At 67.4% G+C, this 22538-nt stretch carries 17 protein-coding genes; 1 reads left to right on the top strand and 16 read right to left on the bottom strand.

Translation table 11 applies throughout. The features are described from left to right. The 7 genes from ACZ7G3_RS00940 to ACZ7G3_RS00910 form a co-directional block, all read right to left on the bottom strand. On the bottom strand, positions 1–190 hold a 190-nt coding region (locus ACZ7G3_RS00940; protein WP_470922712.1), incomplete at its 3' end, for a hypothetical protein. A 5-nt stretch (positions 191–195) separates the two neighbouring features. Further along, positions 196–1155: an RpnC/YadD family protein gene (locus tag ACZ7G3_RS00935; protein ID WP_470922711.1), complete on the bottom strand. Its 960-nt coding sequence runs from the start codon at positions 1153–1155 to the stop codon at positions 196–198. 224 nt (positions 1156–1379) lie between these two features. Further along, positions 1380–2573, bottom strand: coding sequence for an elongation factor Tu (tuf, locus tag ACZ7G3_RS00930; RefSeq protein WP_470922710.1), 1194 nt, complete (start codon positions 2571–2573; stop codon positions 1380–1382). 173 nt (positions 2574–2746) lie between these two features. Beyond that, positions 2747–4873 carry an elongation factor G gene (gene fusA, locus ACZ7G3_RS00925; RefSeq protein WP_426597255.1) on the bottom strand — a complete coding sequence of 709 codons (2127 nt, stop codon included), beginning with the start codon at positions 4871–4873 and terminating at the stop codon, positions 2747–2749. A 39-nt stretch (positions 4874–4912) separates the two neighbouring features. Then, a complete protein-coding gene (gene rpsG / locus ACZ7G3_RS00920) occupies positions 4913–5383 on the bottom strand; it encodes a 30S ribosomal protein S7 (RefSeq protein WP_003974303.1) in 471 nt (156 codons plus the stop codon). Positions 5384–5385: 2 nt separating this feature from the next. After that, positions 5386–5757 carry a 30S ribosomal protein S12 gene (rpsL, locus tag ACZ7G3_RS00915; protein WP_003948652.1) on the bottom strand — a complete coding sequence of 124 codons (372 nt, stop codon included), beginning with the start codon at positions 5755–5757 and terminating at the stop codon, positions 5386–5388. Between the two features lie 288 nt (positions 5758–6045). Continuing rightward, positions 6046–7083 carry a glycosyltransferase family 2 protein gene (locus ACZ7G3_RS00910; RefSeq protein ID WP_426597256.1) on the bottom strand — a complete coding sequence of 346 codons (1038 nt, stop codon included), beginning with the start codon at positions 7081–7083 and terminating at the stop codon, positions 6046–6048. A 101-nt stretch (positions 7084–7184) separates the two neighbouring features. Between ACZ7G3_RS00910 and ACZ7G3_RS00905 the strand changes: the two genes are divergently transcribed. Beyond that, on the top strand, positions 7185–8477 hold the full coding sequence (locus ACZ7G3_RS00905) for a hypothetical protein (protein ID WP_470923177.1): 1293 nt from the start codon (positions 7185–7187) through the stop codon (positions 8475–8477). Positions 8478–8561: 84 nt separating this feature from the next. Here the strand turns inward: ACZ7G3_RS00905 and ACZ7G3_RS00900 are convergent, their stop codons facing one another. The 9 genes from ACZ7G3_RS00900 to nusG all read right to left on the bottom strand — a co-directional run bounded on the left by ACZ7G3_RS00900 (position 8562) and on the right by nusG (position 22471). Then, on the bottom strand, positions 8562–12461 hold the full coding sequence (locus ACZ7G3_RS00900) for a DNA-directed RNA polymerase subunit beta' (RefSeq protein ID WP_426597257.1): 3900 nt from the start codon (positions 12459–12461) through the stop codon (positions 8562–8564). A gap of 110 nt (positions 12462–12571) precedes the next feature. Continuing rightward, positions 12572–16057, bottom strand: a complete 3486-nt coding sequence (rpoB, locus tag ACZ7G3_RS00895) for a DNA-directed RNA polymerase subunit beta (protein WP_053135571.1) — start codon at positions 16055–16057, stop codon at positions 12572–12574. A 653-nt stretch (positions 16058–16710) separates the two neighbouring features. After that, complete coding sequence (gene rplL, locus ACZ7G3_RS00890; RefSeq protein WP_063482831.1) at positions 16711–17100, bottom strand: 50S ribosomal protein L7/L12; 390 nt, start codon at positions 17098–17100, stop codon at positions 16711–16713. Between the two features lie 123 nt (positions 17101–17223). Beyond that, complete coding sequence (rplJ, locus tag ACZ7G3_RS00885; protein ID WP_073725156.1) at positions 17224–17754, bottom strand: 50S ribosomal protein L10; 531 nt, start codon at positions 17752–17754, stop codon at positions 17224–17226. Positions 17755–18062: 308 nt separating this feature from the next. Then, positions 18063–19031: an SCO4651 family lipoprotein gene (locus ACZ7G3_RS00880; protein ID WP_470922709.1), complete on the bottom strand. Its 969-nt coding sequence runs from the start codon at positions 19029–19031 to the stop codon at positions 18063–18065. Positions 19032–19121: 90 nt separating this feature from the next. Continuing rightward, positions 19122–19904 carry an SCO4651 family lipoprotein gene (locus tag ACZ7G3_RS00875; RefSeq protein ID WP_470922708.1) on the bottom strand — a complete coding sequence of 261 codons (783 nt, stop codon included), beginning with the start codon at positions 19902–19904 and terminating at the stop codon, positions 19122–19124. A gap of 258 nt (positions 19905–20162) precedes the next feature. After that, a complete protein-coding gene (rplA, locus tag ACZ7G3_RS00870; protein WP_426597261.1) occupies positions 20163–20888 on the bottom strand; it encodes a 50S ribosomal protein L1 in 726 nt (241 codons plus the stop codon). An 86-nt stretch (positions 20889–20974) separates the two neighbouring features. Then, positions 20975–21409 (bottom strand): 50S ribosomal protein L11, encoded by a 435-nt coding sequence (gene rplK, locus ACZ7G3_RS00865; RefSeq protein ID WP_006130605.1) that lies wholly within the window; start codon positions 21407–21409, stop codon positions 20975–20977. Between the two features lie 168 nt (positions 21410–21577). Further along, complete coding sequence (gene nusG / locus ACZ7G3_RS00860; protein ID WP_470922707.1) at positions 21578–22471, bottom strand: transcription termination/antitermination protein NusG; 894 nt, start codon at positions 22469–22471, stop codon at positions 21578–21580. Positions 22472–22538: the final 67 nt, after the last annotated feature.

Here is a 22538-nt window from a genome sequence, read left to right as displayed (position 1 = left end):
CCCGCGTGAACCAGACGTCCAAGGTCTCCAGATCCGAACAGCCGACGATGCGCGCCCGTACCTCCTCGGACACCACGACACCACGACGCTCCAGCACACGCAGGACGGCCTCGGCAAGACCTTGGGCGTACCCCTCGGCCCGAAGGCTCTGAGCAGTCTGCGACCGGAAGAACGAGAGGTCGCGGCCCACGTGACTCAGCCCTCGCCCGGCGTGAACAGCTCGGCCGCCGACTCGGCCGTGACCGCCCGCGTGAACCAGACGTCCAAGGTCTCCAGATCCGAACAGCCGACGATGCGCGCCCGTACCTCCTCGGACACCACGACACCACGACGCTCCAGCAAACGCAGGACGGCCTCGGCAAGACCGGCCGCCCGGCCCTCCTCCCGGCCCTCCGCCCGGCCCTCCGCCCGGCCCTTCTCCCGGCCCTCCTCCCGGCCCTCCGCCCGGCCCTCCGCCCGAAGGCTCTGAGCAGTCTGCGACTGGAAGAACGAGAGGTCGGCAGCCATGATGTGCCTCCAGAGGTCTGCGGCCGGCGTCTTGCCGAGGCCTTGTTCCGTGAGCTCGATGAAGATGCTTGCGGTGTTCTCGTCGTCGGCCGACAGGTCGTTCAGTGCCGTCGCCAGAGCTTTCAGTATGGCACCGGCGTCCGGATCCCGGCGGTGCAGAGCCGCGGAGAGCACCGTCAGCGGAATGTCGCGCGCGGCCTCGTCGGGGCTGTCGATCACGGGCAGGCTGTCCGGTCCCAGGACCAGGGGGCGCACGGTGAGCGAGGGCCACTGCGGAGGGCCGATGTCGGCGTGCCGGGCCGCCCAGGACGCGGTGCGTCGGTCGGCGCAGACGACCAGCAGGACCGGCGGCAGGCCGTACTTGGCGTGCAGGTGCGACAGGTAGTACGCCCAGCTCGCGGGTTTGTCGGGGTCCGGTTTCCCCTGTGACTCCACGGCGAGGAGGAAGCTCTCGCCGTCCTCCGCGTCCATGCGCAGCAGCGTGTCCAGGCGCCGGTCCACGGGGCGGTTCTCGGTGAGGTCGGTGGGGAGGGGTGCCCCGGTGAGCGGACCGGCGAAGGTGATGCCGAGGCCCTTTACGGCACGGGCGAAGAGCCCCGGATCCTCCTGGAAGATCCGGTGCAGCGCCTCATGGGATGAGCTGACCATGCGCCGAACATAGGCCGGGTGGGACAACTACCACCGACATATGCCGTTGATTACTGCGATCGAGTGACGCCCGGGCCAGAGGGATTGACGCGAGATCACGAGGGACGCACGCGGCCGGCCACCGCCACCATGCGAAAGGGCCCGTACGACCGAAGTCGTACGGGCCCTTTCAGGCATCAGCCATCAGCCCATGTCAGGTCGGTGGACCGACAAGCAAGCGGAGCTTACTTGTTGATCTTCGTGACCTGGCCGGCGCCCACGGTCCGGCCACCCTCACGGATGGCGAACTTCAGGCCCTCTTCCATGGCGACGGGCTGGATGAGCTCCACCTTCATCTCGGTGTTGTCACCCGGCATGACCATCTCGGTGCCCTCGGGGAGGGTCACGACGCCGGTCACGTCCGTCGTACGGAAGTAGAACTGCGGACGGTAGTTGTTGAAGAAGGGGGTGTGACGGCCACCCTCGTCCTTCGACAGGATGTAGGCCTGGGCCTCGAACTCGGTGTGCGGCGTGACCGAACCGGGCTTGATGATGACCTGGCCGCGCTCCACGTCCTCGCGCTTGATGCCACGGAGGAGCAGACCGACGTTCTCACCGGCCTGGCCCTCGTCGAGGAGCTTGCGGAACATCTCGATGCCGGTGACCGTGGTGGTGGTCTTGTCCTGCTTGATGCCGATGATGTCGACGGTCTCGTTGACCTTGAGGACACCACGCTCGATGCGGCCGGTGACGACGGTGCCACGACCGGTGATCGTGAAGACGTCCTCGATCGGCATCAGGAACGGCTTGTCGACGTCGCGCTCGGGCTCCGGGATGGACTCGTCCACGGCCTTCATGAGCTCGAGGACCGAGTTGCCCCACTCCTTGTCGCCCTCGAGGGCCTTCAGAGCGGAGACCTTGACGACCGGCAGGTCGTCGCCCGGGAACTCGTACTCGGAGAGGAGCTCACGCACCTCGAGCTCGACGAGCTCCAGGATCTCCTCGTCGTCCACCATGTCGGCCTTGTTCAGGGCGACGACGATGTACGGAACGCCGACCTGGCGGGCCAGGAGCACGTGCTCCTTGGTCTGCGGCATCGGGCCGTCGGTGGCGGCGACCACGAGGATGGCGCCGTCCATCTGCGCGGCACCCGTGATCATGTTCTTGATGTAGTCCGCGTGACCGGGGCAGTCGACGTGGGCGTAGTGACGCGTCTCGGTCTGGTACTCGACGTGCGCGATGGAGATGGTGATACCGCGCTGACGCTCCTCGGGCGCCTTGTCGATCTGGTCGAAGGCCGAGGCCTCGTTCAGCTCGGGGTACGCGTCGTGCAGCACCTTGGTAATGGCGGCCGTGAGGGTCGTCTTACCGTGGTCGATGTGACCGATGGTGCCGATGTTGACGTGCGGCTTAGTCCGCTCGAACTTCGCCTTCGCCACTGGGGTCCTCCTGTGGAGTGGTTCTGTACGCCTTACTCATCGGCGCCAGGTGATCTTTGCTGGAAAGCCCGGGTGCCGGGGGCATTCCACCGGGTTCACGGCGGAATGCCCCATGCAGGCTCCGGGGTCAAGCCTAAAGCGTGAGAACGGGGTCCGTTAAACGGAGTAGTCCGTTACTCGCCCTTGGCCTTCGCGATGATCTCCTCGGCGACGTTCCGGGGAACCTCGGCGTAGGAGTCGAACTGCATCGAGTAGCTTGCGCGACCCGACGTCTTGCTGCGGAGGTCTCCGACGTAGCCGAACATCTCCGAGAGGGGCACGAGGCCCTTCACGACGCGGGCACCCATCCGCTCCTCCATGGCCTGGATCTGGCCACGACGGGAGTTGATGTCGCCGATGACCTCGCCCATGTAGTCCTCGGGCGTGGTGACCTCGACGGACATCATCGGCTCCATGAGGACCGGCGAAGCCTTGCGCGCGGCCTCCTTGAAGGCCTGCGAACCGGCGATCTTGAAGGCGAGCTCGGAGGAGTCGACCTCGTGGTAGCCGCCGTCGATGAGCGTGACGCGGACGCCCGTCATCTCGTAGCCGGCCAGGATGCCGAACTGCATGGCCTCCTGGGCACCGGCGTCCACCGAAGGGATGTACTCCTTCGGGATACGGCCACCGGTCACCTTGTTCACGAACTCGTACGAGCTGTCGCCGCCCTCGATCGGCTCGATCGCGATCTGCACCTTGGCGAACTGACCGGTACCACCGGTCTGCTTCTTGTGGGTGTAGTCCACGCGCTCGACGGCCTTGCGGATCGTCTCACGGTACGCGACCTGGGGCTTGCCGACGTTGGCCTCGACCCGGAACTCACGGCGCATGCGGTCGACCAGCACCTCGAGGTGCAGCTCGCCCATACCGCCGATGATGGTCTGGCCGGTCTCCTCGTCGGAGTGGACCTGGAAGGACGGGTCCTCCTCGGCGAGGCGCTGGATCGCGACGCCGAGCTTCTCCTGGTCGCCCTTCGACTTGGGCTCGATGGCGACCTCGATGACCGGCGCCGGGAAGTCCATGGACTCCAGGATGACCGGGCTCTTGTCGTCGGACAGCGTCTCACCGGTGGTGGTCTGCTTCAGGCCCATGACGGCGACGATGTCGCCGGCGCCCACCGACTCGATCTCCTCACGCTTGTTGGCGTGCATGCGGTAGATCTTGCCGATGCGCTCCTTCTTGCCCTTGACGGAGTTCAGCACCGCGGTGCCGGACTCCAGGCGGCCCGAGTAGACCCGGACGAAGGTGAGCTTGCCGAGGTGCGGGTCGCTCATGATCTTGAACGCGAGCGCGGCCAGCGGCTCGTCCTCGGACGGCTTGCGCTTGACGACGACCTCGGGGTCCTTGACGTCGTGGCCCTCGATGGCCTCGACGTCGAGCGGGGTCGGCAGGTAGCGCACGACCGCGTCGAGCAGGGGCTGGACGCCCTTGTTCTTGAACGCGGTGCCGCAGAACACCGGGGTGACCGTGGTGTCGTCGGACTTGCCGGAGGCGATGGTGACACGACGGATCGCGGCGTACAGCTGCTCCTCGGTGGGCTCCTGGCCCTCCAGGAACAGCTCCATGATCTCTTCGTCGTTCTCCGCGACGCCCTCGACCAGCTTGCCGCGCCACTCCTCGGCGGCCTCGGTGTGCGTGGCCGGGATGTCCACGGTCTCGTACATCTCGCCCTTGGCCGCGTCGGCGGACCACACGAGCGCCTTCATGCGGACCAGGTCCACGACGCCCTTGAAGTCGGCCTCGGCGCCGATCGGGAGCTGCATGACGAGCGGCTGGGCGCCCAGGCGGTTCGAGATCATCTCCACGCAGCGGTGGAACTCGGCGCCGGTACGGTCCAGCTTGTTGACGAAGCAGATGCGCGGCACGCCGTAACGGTCGGCCTGACGCCACACCGTCTCGGACTGCGGCTCGACACCGGCGACACCGTCGAACACGGTCACGGCACCGTCGAGCACACGCAGGGAACGCTCCACCTCGACGGTGAAGTCGACGTGCCCCGGGGTGTCGATGATGTTGATCGTGTAGTCGTTGTCCTCGAGCGGCCAGTGGCAGGTGGTCGCAGCAGACGTGATCGTGATGCCACGCTCCTGCTCCTGCTCCATCCAGTCCATCGTGGCGGCGCCGTCGTGGACCTCACCGATCTTGTACGACACGCCCGTGTAGAACAGGATGCGCTCGGTGGTGGTCGTCTTGCCCGCGTCGATGTGGGCCATGATCCCGATGTTGCGGACCTTGGCCAGGTCAAGTGAAGTGGTAGCCATAAGGCTTCAGTCTTCTCTCGGTCTCGATGTGGGTAGCGACTACCAGCGGTAGTGCGCGAAGGCCTTGTTGGACTCGGCCATCTTGTGCGTGTCCTCGCGCTTCTTCACAGCGGCACCGAGGCCGTTGGACGCGTCGAGGAGCTCGTTGAGCAGCCGCTCGGTCATGGTCTTCTCGCGACGGGCGCGGGAGTAACCGACCAGCCAGCGCAGCGCGAGGGTGTTGGCGCGACCGGGCTTGACCTCGATCGGCACCTGGTACGTCGCACCACCGACGCGGCGGGACTTGACCTCGAGGGTCGGCTTGATGTTCTCGAGAGCGCGCTTCAGCGTGATGACCGGGTCGTTGCCGGTCTTCTCGCGCAGGCCCTCCATGGCGCCGTAGACGATGCGCTCGGCGGTGGAGCGCTTGCCGTTCAGCAGCACCTTGTTGATCAGGGAGGTCACCAGAGGAGAACCGTAGACCGGGTCGATGATGACCGGGCGCTTCGGGGCGGGGCCCTTACGAGGCATTCTTACTTCTCCTTCTTGGCGCCGTAGCGGCTGCGGGCCTGCTTGCGGTTCTTCACACCCTGGGTGTCAAGCGAACCGCGGATGATCTTGTAGCGAACACCCGGCAGGTCCTTCACACGGCCGCCGCGCACGAGCACGATGGAGTGCTCCTGCAGGTTGTGCCCCTCACCCGGAATGTAAGCAGTGACCTCGATCCCGCTGGTCAGACGCACACGCGCGACCTTACGCAGGGCCGAGTTCGGCTTCTTCGGGGTGGTCGTGAACACACGCGTGCAGACGCCGCGACGCTGGGGCGAACCCTCGAGTGCGGGCGTCTTGTTCTTCTCGACCTTGTCCTGCCGGCCCTTCCGGACCAGCTGCTGGATCGTAGGCACTACTTCTCCGGTTTCTGTGTGCCGAATGGTGAAGCTAACCTGGAACGTCGCCGACCCACGCGGTCGGGTGTGTCGAAGCCGCGGACTTTCGCCGCAAGGCGAAAGGGGCGCGGATTGCGGTGGCCGGTCTTGACCCTCACAGCGGTTGAAGGCACGCGCGAGGGCCAGGGCACACCCCAGGCACAAGGTCTGAGCGTACCTATCGCATTCGCTGCGGTCAAAACAAATGCGCGGGACCGGCACCGGCACCCGATTCACCCCGCTGTGCCCCGATCGGCGCAGGGCGCCTCAGGACCGCGGCACGGGGACGCGCGGCTCCCGCACCTCGCCGGGACCGGCGGCGGCCCGTCCGTCGTCGGACGGCGGCGGGGCGGCCGTGTCGTCGCGGACGAAGTACGTCGGGCGGTTCTGCACGGCCGTGTATATGCGGCCGACGTACTCGCCGAGCAGCCCGACGCAGATCAGCTGCACGGCGCCGATGAAGACGATGCCGGTGAAGAGCGACGTCCAGCCGGGCACCGTGCGGCCCAGGGCGAAGGCGACCAGCGTGTAGACCAGCAGCCCCAGGCACACCACGAAGGCGCCGGCGCCCAGCCAGGTGGCCAGCCGCAGCGGGGCCGCGGAGAACCCGGTGACGCTGTCGACCGCGAGCCGGATCATCCGGCCCAGCGGGTACTTGGTGCGGCCCGCGGTGCGCGGGGCACGCTCGTACGTCACCCGGCCGCTCGGGAAGCCCAGCCAGGGCACCAGGAGCCGGTAGACCCGCTGCTGGTCCGGCAGTGCCTTCAGCGCGTCCACGGCGGCCCGGCTGAGCAGCCGGAAGTCGCCCGCCTGCGCGAGGACCGACGGGCCCGCCAGGCGCCGCATCAGCCGGTAGTACAGGCCCGCCGACCACCGCTTGAACCCGGAGTCGCTGCTGCGGTCGACACGGACGCCGTACACGATGTCGAGCCCCTCCGCGCGGGCCAGCGCCAGCATCTCGGGGATCTTCTCCGGCGGGTCCTGGAGGTCGGCGTCCAGGCTCACCACGTACGCGCCGCACGCCCGGTCCAGGCCGGCGGTGAGGGCCGCCTGGTGGCCGGAATTGCGCCGCAGCGCGACCACCCGCAGTTCCGGCCAGCCCAGCCGGAAGGCGGCGAGCAGCTCCGCCGTACGGTCACCGCTGCCGTCGTCCACCGCGACGACCTCGTGGGCGACGCCCAGCTCCGCCAGGACCGGCCGCAGCCTGCTGACCAGCGCGGGCAGGACCTCTTCCTCGTTGTACATCGGAATGACGACCGACAGCACGACCGCTTCGTGCACGTCCCCGTCCCGTCCCTCGGGCACCGCGCCTCCCCTCCCCCGAACATCGAGCACAGATGTGCGACTCTTGTGCGATCTTATGGCAGCAACTGACGGTTGAGGGTGGACTGAGGGGGATGACAGCCATGGACACGGCTGCCGACGAAACGGTGACCGACGAGTCGGCGGGCGCACCGGAACGGCTGTCCGGCGAACGCCGGAAACACCACTGGAGGACCTGGCCGCCGACCCTGCCGGACGGCGCGCGCCCCTACCTGACCCCGCTCGTCCTGTACGGCGTCGCGAAACTCGTCGGCCTCACGGTCTTCGCCGCCCTGCTGGAGTACGCCGGGGACTACAAGGGGAAGAACCCGCGCTTCGGCGGCGGCGCCCACTGGTGGGACGTCCTGGCCACCTGGGACGGCTGGTGGTACCTCCAGGTCGCCGAGCACGGCTACAGCCCCTCCCTGGTGCCGCTCGACTCGGACGGCCTGTTCACGGTCCAGCAGAACTCGGTCGCGTTCTTCCCGCTCTACCCGGCCCTGATCCGTATGGTCTCGGAGACCACGGGCCTCGGCCTGTACGGCTCCGGGATCCTGGTCTCCGTCGTCTTCTCGTTCGTCGCGGCAGCGGGCATCTTCGCCGTGATCCGCCTCGTCGCCGGCGCCCGCGCGGGCACCATCGCCGCGGGACTGTGGGCCGTGGCCCCCGGCGCGGGCGTCGAGTGGGCGGTGTACTCCGAGTCCCTGTTCGTCGCCATCGCGGCCTGGGCCTGCTACGCCGTGATGACCAAGCGCTGGGTGGCGGCCGGCCTGCTGGCCTTCACCGCGGGCCTGAACCGCCCCACCTCCGCCGTCCTCATAGGCGCCGTGGGACTCGCCGCGCTGGTGGTCCTCGCCCGCCCCGCCACCCGACGCGAGCACGGCGTACGCGGCCCGGTGTACGCCATGGCCGTCGCCCCCCTGGGCCTGCTCGCCTACATCGCCTGGGTCGGCTACAGCATCGGCGAGCCGACGGCGTACTTCACGCTCCAGCGCGAGGGCTGGGCGCACTTCTTCGACTACGGCGCCCACACCCTGGACGTGCTGCTCAACCTCGCGGTGGGCCGCGGCGACTACCCCTTCGCCTTCTACACCCCCGACCTGCTGTCCCTCCTGCTGGTCCTGGCGCTGCCCTTCCTGATCGCCCTGATGTGGCGCAAGCGCCCCCCGCTGGTGCTCGTCGCGTACACCCTGGCGACGATCGTCACCGTCCTGGGCACCCAGCAGATGTTCGGCAACACGATGCGCTACCTGCTGCCCGCCTTCCCGCTCCTCCTGGCCCCGGCGGCGGCGCTCGCCCGCCTGAAGCTCCCGGCCCTGGCGGTCTTCTTCACCACGGCCGCACTCGCCTCCGGCTGGTACGCGCACTACGTCCTCTTCGAGCTGGGCGTGCCGTAGCCACCCCGTCGAGCACACGCCGAAGGGCGGCCACCCCACGGGGTGACCGCCCTTCGGTCGTAGCGGCCTTGTCAGGCGACTCGCTTACTGGTTGTACGGACCGTAGTCGTAGTCCTCCAGCGGAACGGCCTGGCCGGAGCCCGTGCCGAACGGCGAGTAGTCGATGTCGTCGTAGCCGACGGCCGAGTACATCGCGGCCTTGGCCTCCTCGGTCGGCTCGACCCGGATGTTGCGGTAGCGGGACAGGCCCGTACCGGCCGGGATGAGCTTACCGATGATGACGTTCTCCTTGAGGCCGATGAGGCTGTCGGACTTGGCGTTGATCGCCGCATCCGTCAGGACTCGGGTCGTCTCCTGGAAGGAGGCGGCCGACAGCCAGGACTCCGTCGCCAGCGAGGCCTTGGTGATACCCATCAGCTGCGGACGACCGGAGGCCGGGTGACCGCCCTCCTGGACCACACGACGGTTCTCGGTCTCGAACTTCGTGCGCTCCACGAGCTCGCCGGGCAGCAGCTCGGCGTCGCCGGACTCGATGATCGTCACGCGGCGCAGCATCTGCCGGATGATGATCTCGATGTGCTTGTCGTGGATCGACACGCCCTGCGAGTTGTAGACCTTCTGGACCTCGCCGACCAGGTGGACCTGGACGGCACGCTGACCCAGGATGCGCAGCACGTCGTGCGGGTTGGTGGCACCCACGGTGAGCTTCTGGCCCACCTCGACGTGGTCGCCCTCGCCGACCAGCAGACGGGAGCGCTTCGAGATCGGGAACGCCGTCTCGTCGCTGCCGTCGTCCGGGGTGACGACGATCTTCTTGGTCTTCTCGGTCTCCTCGATCCGGACGCGGCCGGAGGCCTCGGAGATCGGGGCGACACCCTTCGGGGTACGGGCCTCGAAGAGCTCGACGACACGCGGCAGACCCTGGGTGATGTCGTCACCGGCCACACCACCGGTGTGGAAGGTACGCATCGTCAGCTGGGTACCGGGCTCACCGATGGACTGGGCGGCGATGATGCCGACCGCCTCACCGATGTCGACCAGCTTGCCGGTGGCCAGAGAGCGGCCGTAGCACATGGCGCAGGTGCCGACCTGGGACTCGCAGGTCAGGATCGAACGGGTCTTGACCTCCTCGACACCGTGGCGCACCAGCTGGTCGATGAGCACGTCACCGAGGTCGACGTTGGCCGGCGCGATCACCTTGCCGTCGATGACGACGTCCTCGGCGAGCATGCGGGCGTACACGCTGGTCTCGACGTCCTCGGCCTTGCGCAGCGTGCCGTCGGCGTCGCGCGTGGCGATCGGCAGCTTGAGACCGCGCTCGGTGCCGCAGTCCTCCTCGCGGATGATGACGTCCTGGGAGACGTCGACCAGACGACGCGTGAGGTAACCCGAGTCGGCGGTACGCAGAGCGGTGTCCGCCAGACCCTTACGGGCACCGTGCGTGGAGATGAAGTACTCCAGCACGGACAGGCCCTCACGGAACGACGCCTTGATCGGACGCGGGATCGTCTCGTTCTTCGCGTTCGACACCAGACCACGCATACCGGCGATCTGACGCATCTGCATCATGTTGCCTCGTGCACCCGAGTTCACCATCATGAAGATCGGGTTGGTCTTCGGGAAGTTGTCGTTCATCGCCTCGGCGACCTCGTTGGTCGCCTTGGTCCAGATCGCGATGAGCTCCTGCGTGCGCTCGTCCTTGGTGATCAGACCGCGCTCGTACTGCTTCTGGACCTTCTCGTCCTGCGCCTCGTAACCCTTGACGATCTCCTTCTTCGCCTCGGGAACGACGACGTCGGAGATGGCCACGGTGACGCCGGAGCGGGTCGCCCAGAAGAAGCCGGACGCCTTCAGGTTGTCGAGCGTCGCCGCCACGATGACCTTCGGGTAGCGCTCGGCGAGGTCGTTGACGATCTCGGAGAGCTGCTTCTTGCCGACCTCGTAGTCGACGAAGGGGTAGTCCTCGGGCAGCAGCTCGTTGAAGAGCGCGCGGCCCAGCGTGGTCTTCAGGGTGAAGGTGTCACCCTGCTGCCACTCCGGCTCACCCTCCTCGCGGGCCGGGGGCTCCCAGCCGCGGGGCGGGATGGTGCCCACCGGGAAGCGGATGTCGACCTTCGACTGGAGCGACAGGTCGCCCGCGTCGAACGCCATGATCGCCTCGGCGGCGGAACCGAAGGCACGGCCCTCGCCCTTGAGGTCGCGGCCCTCGCCGTCGGTGGTGAGGAAGAACAGACCGAGGACCATGTCCTGGGTCGGCATCGTCACCGGACGGCCGTCGGCCGGCTTGAGGATGTTGTTCGAGGACAGCATCAGGATGCGGGCCTCGGCCTGCGCCTCCGCGGAGAGCGGCAGGTGGACGGCCATCTGGTCACCGTCGAAGTCCGCGTTGAACGCGGTGCAGACGAGCGGGTGGATCTGGATGGCCTTGCCCTCGACCAGCTGCGGCTCGAAGGCCTGGATGCCGAGGCGGTGCAGCGTGGGCGCGCGGTTCAGCAGAACCGGGTGCTCCGCGATGACCTCTTCGAGCACGTCGTACACGACCGTGCGGCCGCGCTCGACCATGCGCTTGGCGCTCTTGATGTTCTGCGCGTGGTTCAGGTCGACCAGGCGCTTCATCACGAACGGCTTGAAGAGCTCCAGCGCCATGGCCTTCGGCAGACCGCACTGGTGCAGCTTCAGCTGCGGGCCGACGACGATCACGGAACGCGCCGAGTAGTCGACTCGCTTGCCGAGCAGGTTCTGACGGAAGCGGCCCTGCTTGCCCTTGAGCATGTCGGACAGCGACTTCAGCGGACGGTTGCCGGGGCCCGTGACCGGGCGACCACGACGGCCGTTGTCGAAGAGCGCGTCGACGGCCTCCTGGAGCATGCGCTTCTCGTTGTTCACGATGATCTCGGGCGCGCCGAGGTCGAGAAGCCGCTTCAGGCGGTTGTTGCGGTTGATCACGCGGCGGTACAGGTCGTTCAGGTCGGAGGTCGCGAAGCGGCCACCGTCCAGCTGCACCATCGGACGCAGGTCCGGCGGGATGACCGGCACGCAGTCGAGCACCATGCCCTTGGGGCTGTTGCTGGTCTGCAGGAACGCGGAGACGACCTTGAGGCGCTTGAGCGCACGGGTCTTCTTCTGGCCCTTGCCGGTGCGGATGATCTCGCGGAGGCGCTCGGCCTCCTCGTCGAGGTCGAAGGACTCCAGGCGCTTCTGCAGGGCAGCGGCGCCCATGGAGCCGTCGAAGTAGGTGCCGAAGCGGTCGCGCAGCTCGCGGTAGAGCAGCTCGTCGCCCTCCAGGTCCTGGACCTTGAGGTTCTTGAACCGGCTCCACACCTCGTCGAGGCGGTCGATCTCGCGCTGCGCGCGGTCGCGCAGCTGCTTCATCTCACGCTCGGCACCCTCGCGCACCTTGCGGCGCACGTCGGCCTTGGCACCCTCGGCCTCGAGCTCGGCCAGGTCGGTCTCGAGCTTCTTGGCGCGGGCCTCCAGGTCGGCGTCGCGACGGTTCTCGATCTGCTGGCGCTCGACGGAGACGTGGGCCTCCAGCGAGGGCAGGTCGCGGGTGCGGCGCTCCTCGTCGACGTACGTGATCATGTACGCGGCGAAGTAGATGACCTTCTCGAGGTCCTTCGGGGCGAGGTCGAGCAGGTAGCCCAGCCGCGACGGAACGCCCTTGAAGTACCAGATGTGGGTGACGGGGGCGGCGAGCTCGATGTGGCCCATCCGCTCGCGGCGCACCTTGGCGCGCGTGACCTCGACGCCACAGCGCTCACAGATGATGCCCTTGAAGCGGACGCGCTTGTACTTGCCGCAGTAGCACTCCCAGTCCCGGGTCGGACCGAAGATCTTCTCGCAGAAGAGTCCGTCCTTCTCGGGCTTGAGCGTGCGGTAGTTGATCGTCTCGGGCTTCTTGACCTCGCCGTGGCTCCACTGACGGATGTCGTCAGCGGTGGCCAGACCGATCCGGAGCTCGTCGAAGAAGTTGACGTCGAGCACTATGCGTCAATCCCTCTCAGGGTTGTAAGTCTTGGGGTCTGAAACGGGGGTCCTGGGGCCGGCCGGAGGTTCAGGGATCTTCATCGCTGAACCTCCGGACCGGACTCCCGTCAGACCTCTTCGACGCTGCTCGGCTCGCGCCGGGACAGGTCGATGCCGAGCTCCTCCGCTGCGCGGAAGACGTCCTCGTCGGTGTCACGCATCTCGATGGACATACCGTCGCTGGACAGCACCTCCACGTTGAGGCACAGGGACTGCATCTCCTTGATGAGCACCTTGAAGGACTCGGGGATGCCGGGCTCAGGGATGTTCTCGCCCTTGACGATGGCCTCGTAGACCTTCACGCGGCCGGTCACGTCGTCGGACTTGATCGTCAGCAGCTCCTGGAGGGCGTATGCGGCGCCGTAAGCCTCCAGCGCCCACACCTCCATCTCACCGAAGCGCTGACCACCGAACTGGGCCTTACCACCCAGCGGCTGCTGGGTGATCATCGAGTACGGGCCGGTCGACCGGGCGTGCAGCTTGTCGTCGACCAGGTGGTGGAGCTTGAGGATGTACATGTAGCCGACCGAGATCGGCTCCGGGAACGGCTCACCGGAGCGGCCGTCGAACAGCCGCGCCTTGCCGGACGGGAGCACCATGCGCTCGCCGTCGCGGTTCGGGATGGTGTGCTGGAGCAGGCCGGCCAGCTCGTCCTCGCGCGCACCGTCGAAGACCGGGGTGGCGACGTTGGTGCCGGGCTCGACCTTGTCGGCGCCGATGGCCTGGAGGCGCTGCGCCCACTCCTCCGCGAGGCCGGAGACGTCCCAGCCGCGGCTGGCGAGCCAGCCGAGGTGGATCTCCAGGACCTGTCCCGGGTTCATTCGGGACGGGACACCCAGCGGGTTCAGGATGATGTCGACCGGGGTGCCGTCCTCCAGGAACGGCATGTCCTCGATCGGGTTGATCTTGGAGATGACGCCCTTGTTGCCGTGACGGCCGGCGAGCTTGTCACCGTCGGTGATCTTGCGCTTCTGCGCGACGTAGACGCGGACCAGCTGGTTCACGCCCGGCGGCAGCTCGTCGCCCTCTTCGCGGTCGAAGACGCGGACGCCGATGACCTTGCCGATCTCACCGTGCGGCACCTTCAGGGAGGTGTCGCGCACCTCGCGCGCCTTCTCACCGAAGATCGCGCGGAGCAGGCGCTCCTCCGGGGTCAGCTCGGTCTCACCCTTGGGCGTGACCTTGCCGACGAGGATGTCGCCGGCGACGACCTCGGCACCGATGCGGATGATGCCGCGCTCGTCGAGGTCGGCGAGGACCTCCTCGGAGACGTTCGGGATGTCCCGGGTGATCTCCTCGGGGCCGAGCTTGGTGTCACGGGCGTCGACCTCGTGCTCCTCGATGTGGATCGAGGAGAGGACGTCGTCCTGCACGAGGCGCTGCGACAGGATGATCGCGTCCTCGTAGTTGTGACCCTCCCACGGCATGAACGCGACCAGCAGGTTCTTGCCGAGCGCCATCTCGCCGTTCTCGGTGGCCGGACCGTCGGCGAGGACCTGGCCCTCGATGACCCGGTCGCCCTCGGCGACGATGACCTTCTGGTTGACCGAGGTTCCCTGGTTGGACCGGGAGAACTTGGCCAGGCGGTACGTGATGTACGTGCCGTCGTCGTTGGTGGTGGTGATGTAGTCCGCGGAGACCTCCTGGACCACACCCGCCTTCTCGGCCTTGACCACGTCGCCGGCGTCGGCGGCGGAGCGGTACTCCATGCCGGTGCCGACCAGCGGGGACTCGCTCTTGATGAGCGGCACCGCCTGGCGCATCATGTTCGCGCCCATGAGGGCACGGTTGGCGTCGTCGTGCTCGAGGAACGGGATCATGGCGGTCGCGACCGACACCATCTGGCGCGGCGAGACGTCCATGTAGTCGACGTCGTCACCGGGGACGTAGTCGACCTCGCCGCCACGACGGCGGACCAGGACGCGGGCCTCGGAGAAGCGCATGTCGTCGTTGAGCGTGGCGTTGGCCTGCGCGATGACGAAGCGGTCCTCCTCGTCGGCGGTCAGGTAGTCCACGTCGTCCGTGACCTGGCCGTCGACGACCTTGCGGTAGGGCGTCTCGATGAAGCCGAACGGGTTGATCCGGCCGTACGAGGCGAGCGAGCCGATCAGACCGATGTTCGGGCCTTCGGGCGTCTCGATCGGGCACATGCGGCCGTAGTGCGACGGGTGAACGTCACGGACCTCGAAGCCGGCCCGCTCACGGGAGAGACCACCCGGGCCGAGGGCGTTCAGACGACGCTTGTGCGTCAGCCCCGACAGCGGGTTGTTCTGGTCCATGAACTGGGACAGCTGGCTGGTGCCGAAGAACTCCTTGATGGAGGCGACGACCGGCCGGATGTTGATCAGGGTCTGCGGCGTGATCGCCTCGACGTCCTGGGTCGTCATGCGCTCGCGCACGACGCGCTCCATACGGGCGAGACCCGTACGGACCTGGTTCTGGATCAGCTCGCCGACGTTGCGGATGCGGCGGTTGCCGAAGTGGTCGATGTCGTCGGTCTCGACGACGATCTCCCGGCCCGACTCGCCGACCGTCTCGGTCTCACCGGCGTGCAGCTTCACCAGGTACTTGATGGTGGCGATGACGTCGTCGGTGGTGAGCACGCCGGCGTCCAGCGGCTCGTCGGCGCCGAGCTTCTTGTTGACCTTGTAGCGGCCGACCTTGGCCAGGTCGTAGCGCTTCGGGTTGAAGTAGAGGTTCTCGAGCAGCGTCTGCGCGGCCTCACGCGTGGGCGGCTCGCCCGGACGCAGCTTGCGGTAGATGTCGAGCAGCGCGTCGTCCTGGCCCTGGGTGTGGTCCTTCTCCAGGGTGGCGCGCATGGACTCGTACTCGCCGAACTCCTCGAGGATCTGCTCGGTGGTCCAGCCGAGGGCCTTGAGGAGGACGGTCACGGACTGCTTGCGCTTGCGGTCGATGCGCACACCGACCATGTCGCGCTTGTCGATCTCCATCTCCAGCCAGGCACCCCGGGACGGGATGATCTTGGCGGAGAAGATGTCCTTGTCGGACGTCTTGTCGATGGAGGAGTCGAAGTAGACACCCGGCGAACGGACCAGCTGCGACACGACGACACGCTCGGTGCCGTTGATGACGAAGGTGCCCTTGTTGGTCATGAGCGGGAAGTCGCCCATGAAGACCGTCTGGGACTTGATCTCGCCGGTCTCGTTGTTGGTGAACTCGGCGGTGACGAAGAGCGGGGCCGCGTACGTGAAGTCGCGGTCCTTGCACTCGTCGATGCTGTTCTTGGGGGGCTCGAAGCGGTGGTCGCGGAACGTCAGCGACATCGACCCGGAGAAGTCCTCGATCGGCGAGATCTCCTCGAAGATCTCTTCCAGACCGGACTTGGTGGGGACGTCCTGACCGGACTCCAGAGCCGACTCGACGCGAGCCTTCCACGCGTCGTTGCCGAGCAGCCAGTCGAAGCTCTCGGTTTGCAGCGCGAGAAGGTTCGGAACCTCGAGGGGCTCCTTGATCTTTGCAAAGGAGATGCGCAGCGGGGCGGTGCTGGCAGCGTTGTTCGTATTCGCGGTCGAGGCATTGCGCGAGGCGGCCAAGAGGGGGTCCTTCCGAGGGCTCGGACTCACTACGCGCGTACCGGCCCCTCTTCCGTGCACGAAGACAGGGGGCGCCTGATGTGGCCCGAAAGCCAGGTCAGGCATGCTCTGATCGTCGGTGCTCGGGTGAGGGCAGACCCCTGGTGACGGGCAGGGGGCAACTAACAGGCAGCGCAAAGGGTCAGTGTAGCCACATGGCACACTGATGTCCAGTGCGGGTCTCGGGGACCGTGTTCGCTCCTCGTTGTTCTCACCACCTGCGGCAAGGCCTCGCCCTCAACGCACCGTGATACTGCCCTCTTCGCCGTGGATCCATGCCTCGGATTCGGATCCTTGTGACGACGCGTCCTGAGAATCGCGCGCTGCGTGCGGTTCGTCAAGGCCCCCCTTGCTCGAACCGCCTGCCGCCAGGGGCTCCCAGGGCCCCGGCGACGGCACGACGAAGATCACCATACTCTTCGCCGTCACGCGTGCAAGGCAGCCGCCGCCGGACCCCGCGTACGCCGAAGAGCGACCACCCGGATGGATGATCGCTCTTCGGCGCTGAGGCGTTACAGGTTCTGACGGATCCGTGAGATCCATGAGACCTGCGAGGTCATTGCGCGACCCGTGAGGTCGGTGAGACCTGCGCGGTCGCTGAGACCCGTGAGGTGTTACTTGACCTCGACCGAGGCGCCGGCGCCCTTGAGGGACTCGGCGGCCTTCTCGGCGGCGTCCTTGGCGACCTTCTCGAGGACGGGCTTCGGGGCGCCGTCCACGAGGTCCTTGGCCTCCTTCAGACCCAGGGAGGTCAGCTCGCGCACGACCTTGATGACCTGGATCTTCTTGTCGCCGGCACCGGTGAGGATGACGTCGAACTCGTCCTTCTCCTCGGCGGCCTCGGCGGCGGCGCCACCAGCGGCACCACCGGCGACGACGACCGGCGCGGCAGCGGCGGCGGTGACGTCGAACTTCTCCTCGAAGGCCTTCACGAACTCGGAGAGCTCGATGAGGGTCATCTCCTCGAACTGGGCGAGCAGGTCGTCCTGGCTGAGCTTCGCCATGATGGCGGTCCTTCCACTAATTCGGCAGGTGCCGGATGTACGGGGTGAGGCGGGCGTACGTCGGGCCCGCAACGACCCTCACCTCATGCGGTTCACGCGGCGAGGATCGGAAAGCGAGCCGAATTACTCGGCACCGCCCTGCTCGTCCTGCTTGGCACGGAGCGCGTCCACGGTGCGGACGAGCTTCGAGGGCAGCGCCTGGAAGACAGAGGCAGCCTGGGACTGCTTGCCCTTCATGGCACCGGCCAGCTTGGAGAGCAGAACCTCGCGGGACTCGAGGTCCGCAAGCTTCTTGATCTCGTCGGCGGACAGCGCCTTGCCGTCAAGGACACCGCCCTTGATGACGAGGTTCGGGTTGTCCTTGGCGAAGTCGCGCAGACCCTTCGCCGACTCCACCGGGTCACCGGTGACGAAGGCGACGGCCGTCGGACCAGCGAAGAGCTGGTCGTCGAGCGTGATCCCGGCCTCGTTGGCCGCAATCTTGGTCAGCGTGTTCTTCACCACGGCGTACTGGGCGTTCTCACCGAGCGACCGGCGCAGCGTCTTGAGCTGCGCCACGGTGAGACCGCGGTACTCGGTCAGCACTGCGGCGTTGGAGCTGCGGAACTTGTCCGTCAGCTCGGCAACCGCGGCAGCCTTTTCGGGCGTCGCCATAGAGCCTCGGCCTCCTTCCGGGTGATTCGGACCGCGCGGACCCGAAGGAGGACTGGGGAAAACGAAACGCCCCGGCGCAGGCGCACGGGGCGTGACTCAACCTTCTGCCACACGCGCGAGGCGTGCACTCGAGGGAGTTCATCCACAGTCACCTACGCGGGTCGTCCGCAGTTCAGCGGATCCTTCGGCCACCGTGACTCTCGCGAGCGCACGGCAACGACCAGCGGTCTTTGGCTTCTCCAGGAAGGTACCCGACCGGATCGCCGTCAGGCAAATCCGGTCGGCGGAGCGACGCGCGAGACCGGGACTCAGACCCCTGAGCCGGACTCCAGGGCCTCCAGCTGGGCCAGCTCCTCGTCGAGGTTTCCCCCGTCGAGGGCTCCCTCGTCGTCGGCGATCTCGCCCAGCTTCTTGATCATCTCGAAGAGATCGAAGGTCTCACCGGCCGGCGGCAGCTCGACCTCGGCCTTGGCCCCGTAGTCGGAGAGCTTCATGCTCATGTCGACGTTGCCCTGGGGGGTGTCCATCCCGATGTCCATGCGGACCGGCATGTCGTCGTCGTTGACCCAGACCTCGGTGTCGTAGCCCTTGACGCCGGACTTCTCGACGTTCTGCAGAAGCTGCTGGCGCTCCTTGGGCTCGAGCACGTCCAGGCTGTCGTTGCTCTCCAGCACCTCCTTGACGGTGAGCGTGCCCTTGTAGTGCTGGGCCGCTACGCCGTCGACCTTCTCCTCGCCGACGTGCTTGAGATTGGGCGACTCCAGGAGCAGGGCAAGCTGCTCGACCGGGTTCTGGTTCATGTTCTCCATGCCGGACAACATCGCCCCACCGGCCTCGGCGCCCGCGGACTCGGCGGCGGCCCCCAGGTCCATCTTCATCCAGCGCTTGCCGTCCATGTCCTTGGCTGCGGCCGCGCCCATGTCCGCGTACATCACGTTGTCGCGCCAGATCATCCGGATCTGCTCCGGGGCGTCCGGCTCGGTGGCCAGCATGGAACCCTTGACGGTCACGTCCATCACCGTCGGGTCCCAGCCCATGACACCGGTCATGGAGACATCGCCGCCGTCTTCCATGGTGGCCGGCATCGACATGGTCATCTCGACGTTGGCGGACTTGGCCTCGGCCGTCTTCTCGTAGGCCGCGGTCAGAACCTGCTGGACGGTCCGCTCGCCGCCGTCCTTGTTCTCGGCGCCGCAGCCGACGGCCCCACCCGCCAGCACCAGAACGGACACGCCGGCGAGCGCCACTCCACCCCGCGAATGCACAGAAAGCCTCATCGATTCCCCCCAAGGAAACGCGACGAACGTACGGTCGAATATGAGAAAACGCTGTGAGCTTATCCGACGCGTTCGTCCGGCTGCCTCGGATTACCGGGTCGCCCCCTTCAGCAGCTCCGTGAAGTCGGCGGTGTCCCCGGCCGGAGGACGCTCGGCGAAGACGGCGACGCCGTAGTCGCTGTAGTAGGCGGTCTGGGTCAGCTCCCCGGTCTCCGTCCGCCCCCGCTCGACCTTCTTGACCAGCAGGTCCCGGTCGTCGACCCAGATGTCGACGGTCTGCCCGGTGGCGCCGCCCACCGTGCCGGACCAGTGCGCGGTGCGCCGGCCGCGGACCGTCTCCTCGCCGACCTTGCGTACGTCGTCGGAGGCCAGCAGCAGCTTCACCGCGTGGTGGGGCGTGGTGTTGCGCATCTGTTCCGCTAATCCGGCGCCCGTACCGCCGCCGAGCTCCTCCAGGTCGGCGTAGAGGTACTTGATCCAGTGTCTGCCGCCCACCCGGTCGGCGAACTCGTCGCCCATCCTGGCGTAGTACGCGTCGGGCAGGTACCGGGCCTCCATCGCGGTGGTGCCGAGGCTGCGCATGGTCTCCGCGGTCGTTCCGCCCGTGTACGTGATCGTCAGGGTGCCGGTGAGGCCGTCGCGCCAGCCGAGGGCTCCGGCGGCGTCCAGGGACAGCTCGCGCCCCATGACGGTCGTGGACTCGACCCGCGCCGAACCCGCACGCCCGGTGGCCCGCTGCACGGAGCGCAGGGGCTCCGTCGACGGGTCGGCGTGGTCGGTGGGCGTGTCGGCGGAGGTGCAGGCGGTGACGCAGGCCAGCGCGGCCGTCACCGCGATCGAGACGACCGTACGACGTGCCGTCGTGCTCGTCATGCATCCCACCCCCGTGCGAGTCCCGTGACCGCACGCTAACCCAGGCCACGGGCGTCCGTACGGGAAAAGGAGACGGGAGGAAGACCCGAAGAAGGCGGGAAGAAGGCGGGAAGAAGACCGGAAGAAGGCGGGTCGACGGAACGGGAACAAGGAGCGGGAACAAGGAATGGGAGCCGGGCGAAACAGGAGCGGAAAAGGGAACGGGCCCCGCACCTCGGAAGGTGCGGGGCCCGTGAACCGGTTGGGCGAGCCGTTGGCTCAGACCGCGGCCGGGTCCTCCTCGACGAGGAGGTTGCGGGTGCGGTTGGAGTCGACCGGAATGCCGGGGCCCATCGTGGTGCTGATGGCGGCCTTCTTGATGTAACGGCCCTTGGCGGCGGACGGCTTCAGACGGAGGATCTCCTCCAGCGCCGCGCCGTAGTTCTCCACCAGCTGGGTGTCCTCGAAGGACGACTTGCCGATGATGAAGTGCAGGTTCGAGTGCTTGTCGACGCGGAACTCGATCTTGCCGCCCTTGATCTCGGTCACGGCCTTGGCCACGTCCGGGGTCACGGTGCCGGTCTTCGGGTTCGGCATCAGACCACGCGGGCCGAGGACGCGGCCGAGGCGGCCGACCTTGCCCATGAGGTCCGGGGTGGCGACGACGGCGTCGAAGTCCAGACGGCCCTTCGACACCTCGTCGATCAGTTCGTCGGAGCCGACGATGTCGGCGCCCGCGGCGGTCGCGGCCTCGGCACGGTCACCGGTCGCGAAGACCAGGACCCGGGCGGTCTTACCGGTGCCGTGCGGGAGGTTCACGGTGCCACGGACCATCTGGTCGGCCTTGCGCGGGTCGACACCCAGGCGGAAGGCGACCTCGACGGTGCCGTCGAACTTGGTCGTGGAGGTCTCCTTGGCGAGACGGACGGCCTCGAGCGGGGCGTAGAGCTTGTCCCGGTCGATCTTGGCGTCCGCAGCGCGGAGAGACTTGCTGCGCTTGCTCACTACTGCTCCTGTTGGCTTCTGAGGAGTCGTGGTCCGGGCCGAGCAGGCCCTGCCACTACTGCTGTTGGCTTACGGGGGGGTGGAGGTCAGCCCTCGACCGTGACGCCCATGGAACGCGCGGTGCCGGCGATGATCTTCTCGGCGGCGTCCAGGTCGTTGGCGTTGAGGTCGGGCATCTTGGTGGTGGCGATCTCGCGGACCTGGTCGCGCGTGATCTTCGCGACCTTGGTCTTGTGCGGCTCGCCGGAGCCCTTCTCCACGCCCGCGGCCTTGAGGATCATCTTGGCGGCCGGCGGCGTCTTGGTGATGAAGGTGAAGGAGCGGTCCTCGTAGACCGTGATCTCCACCGGGATGACCCAGCCGCGCTGCGACTCGGTCGCGGCGTTGTAGGCCTTGCAGAACTCCATGATGTTGACGCCGTGCTGACCCAGCGCGGGGCCGACCGGCGGAGCCGGGTTCGCGGCACCGGCCTGGATCTGGAGCTTGATGAGCCCCGTGACCTTCTTCTTCTTGGGAGGCATAGCTCTCCGGGTCCTTTCGATTCGGGTCCTGCCCGCATCCGGGGGCGACCCGGACACAGGCATACCGCACAACGATAACGGGTATGGATGTGCGGCCAAAAACCGAGCAGGTCAGGCAGGGCGCGAACGCCCGCCTGACCTGCTCGGGAGCAGTACGTCCAGAAGGTCTCAGTTCTTCTGGATCTGGTCGAAGCTCAGCTCGACCGGGGTCTCGCGGCCGAAGATCTCGACGAGGCCCTTGACCTTCTTCGAGTCGGCGTTGATCTCGTTGATCGTGGCCTGCAGCGTCGCGAACGGGCCGTCGGTGACGGTGACCGAGTCGCCGACCTCGAAGTCCAGGACCTGGACCTCGACCTTGCGCTGCGGAGCCGGCTTGCCCTCGGCCTCGGCGGCCTCGCGGGCGGCCTTCTCCTCGGCCTCGGGGGCGAGCATCTTGACGATCTCGTCCAGCGTCAGCGGGTACGGGTCGTAGGCGTTGCCGACGAAGCCGGTGACGCCGGGGGTGTTGCGGACGACGCCCCAGGACTCGTTGGTCAGGTCCATGCGCACGAGGACGTAGCCGGGCAGCTTGTTCTGCCGGATCGTCTTGCGGTCGCCGTTCTTGATCTGGACGACCTCTTCCTGCGGCACCTCGGCCTGGAAGATGTAGTCCTCGACGTTGAGCGAGACGGCGCGCTGCTCGAGGTTGGTCTTCACGCGGTTCTCGTAACCGGCGTAGGTGTGGATCACGTACCACTCGCCGGGGAGGACGCGCAGCTCCTGGCGGAGCTTCTCGATCGGGTCGAGCTCGGGCTCGGGCTCGGCCTCCGCGGCCTCGTCGGTCTCCGCGTCGGCGTCGTCGGACTCCGTGACCTCGTCGGCCTCCGCGTCGTCACCCGTCGGCTCGGCGGTCTCGTCCTGGGCGTCGGCGGTCTCGTCCGCGTCCGCGACGACGGCGTCGTCGGCAGCCTCGGCCTCGACGGAGGCCTCGGTGTCCTCGTTGTCGGCGCCCTCGAAGGTGCCGGGCTCGTCCTCGACGGACTCGACCGGCTCGATGGCGTCGTTCACGTTCGGGTCAGACACGGTGGCTGCTTCTTCCTGGATACATAGGGGTGGAACACGCGAAAGGGGCGCCGGGTACCTCGGCGCC

Source organism: Streptomyces sp. NPDC037271 (genome assembly GCF_055603605.1).
This window is presented reverse-complemented; position numbering and strand designations above follow the sequence as displayed.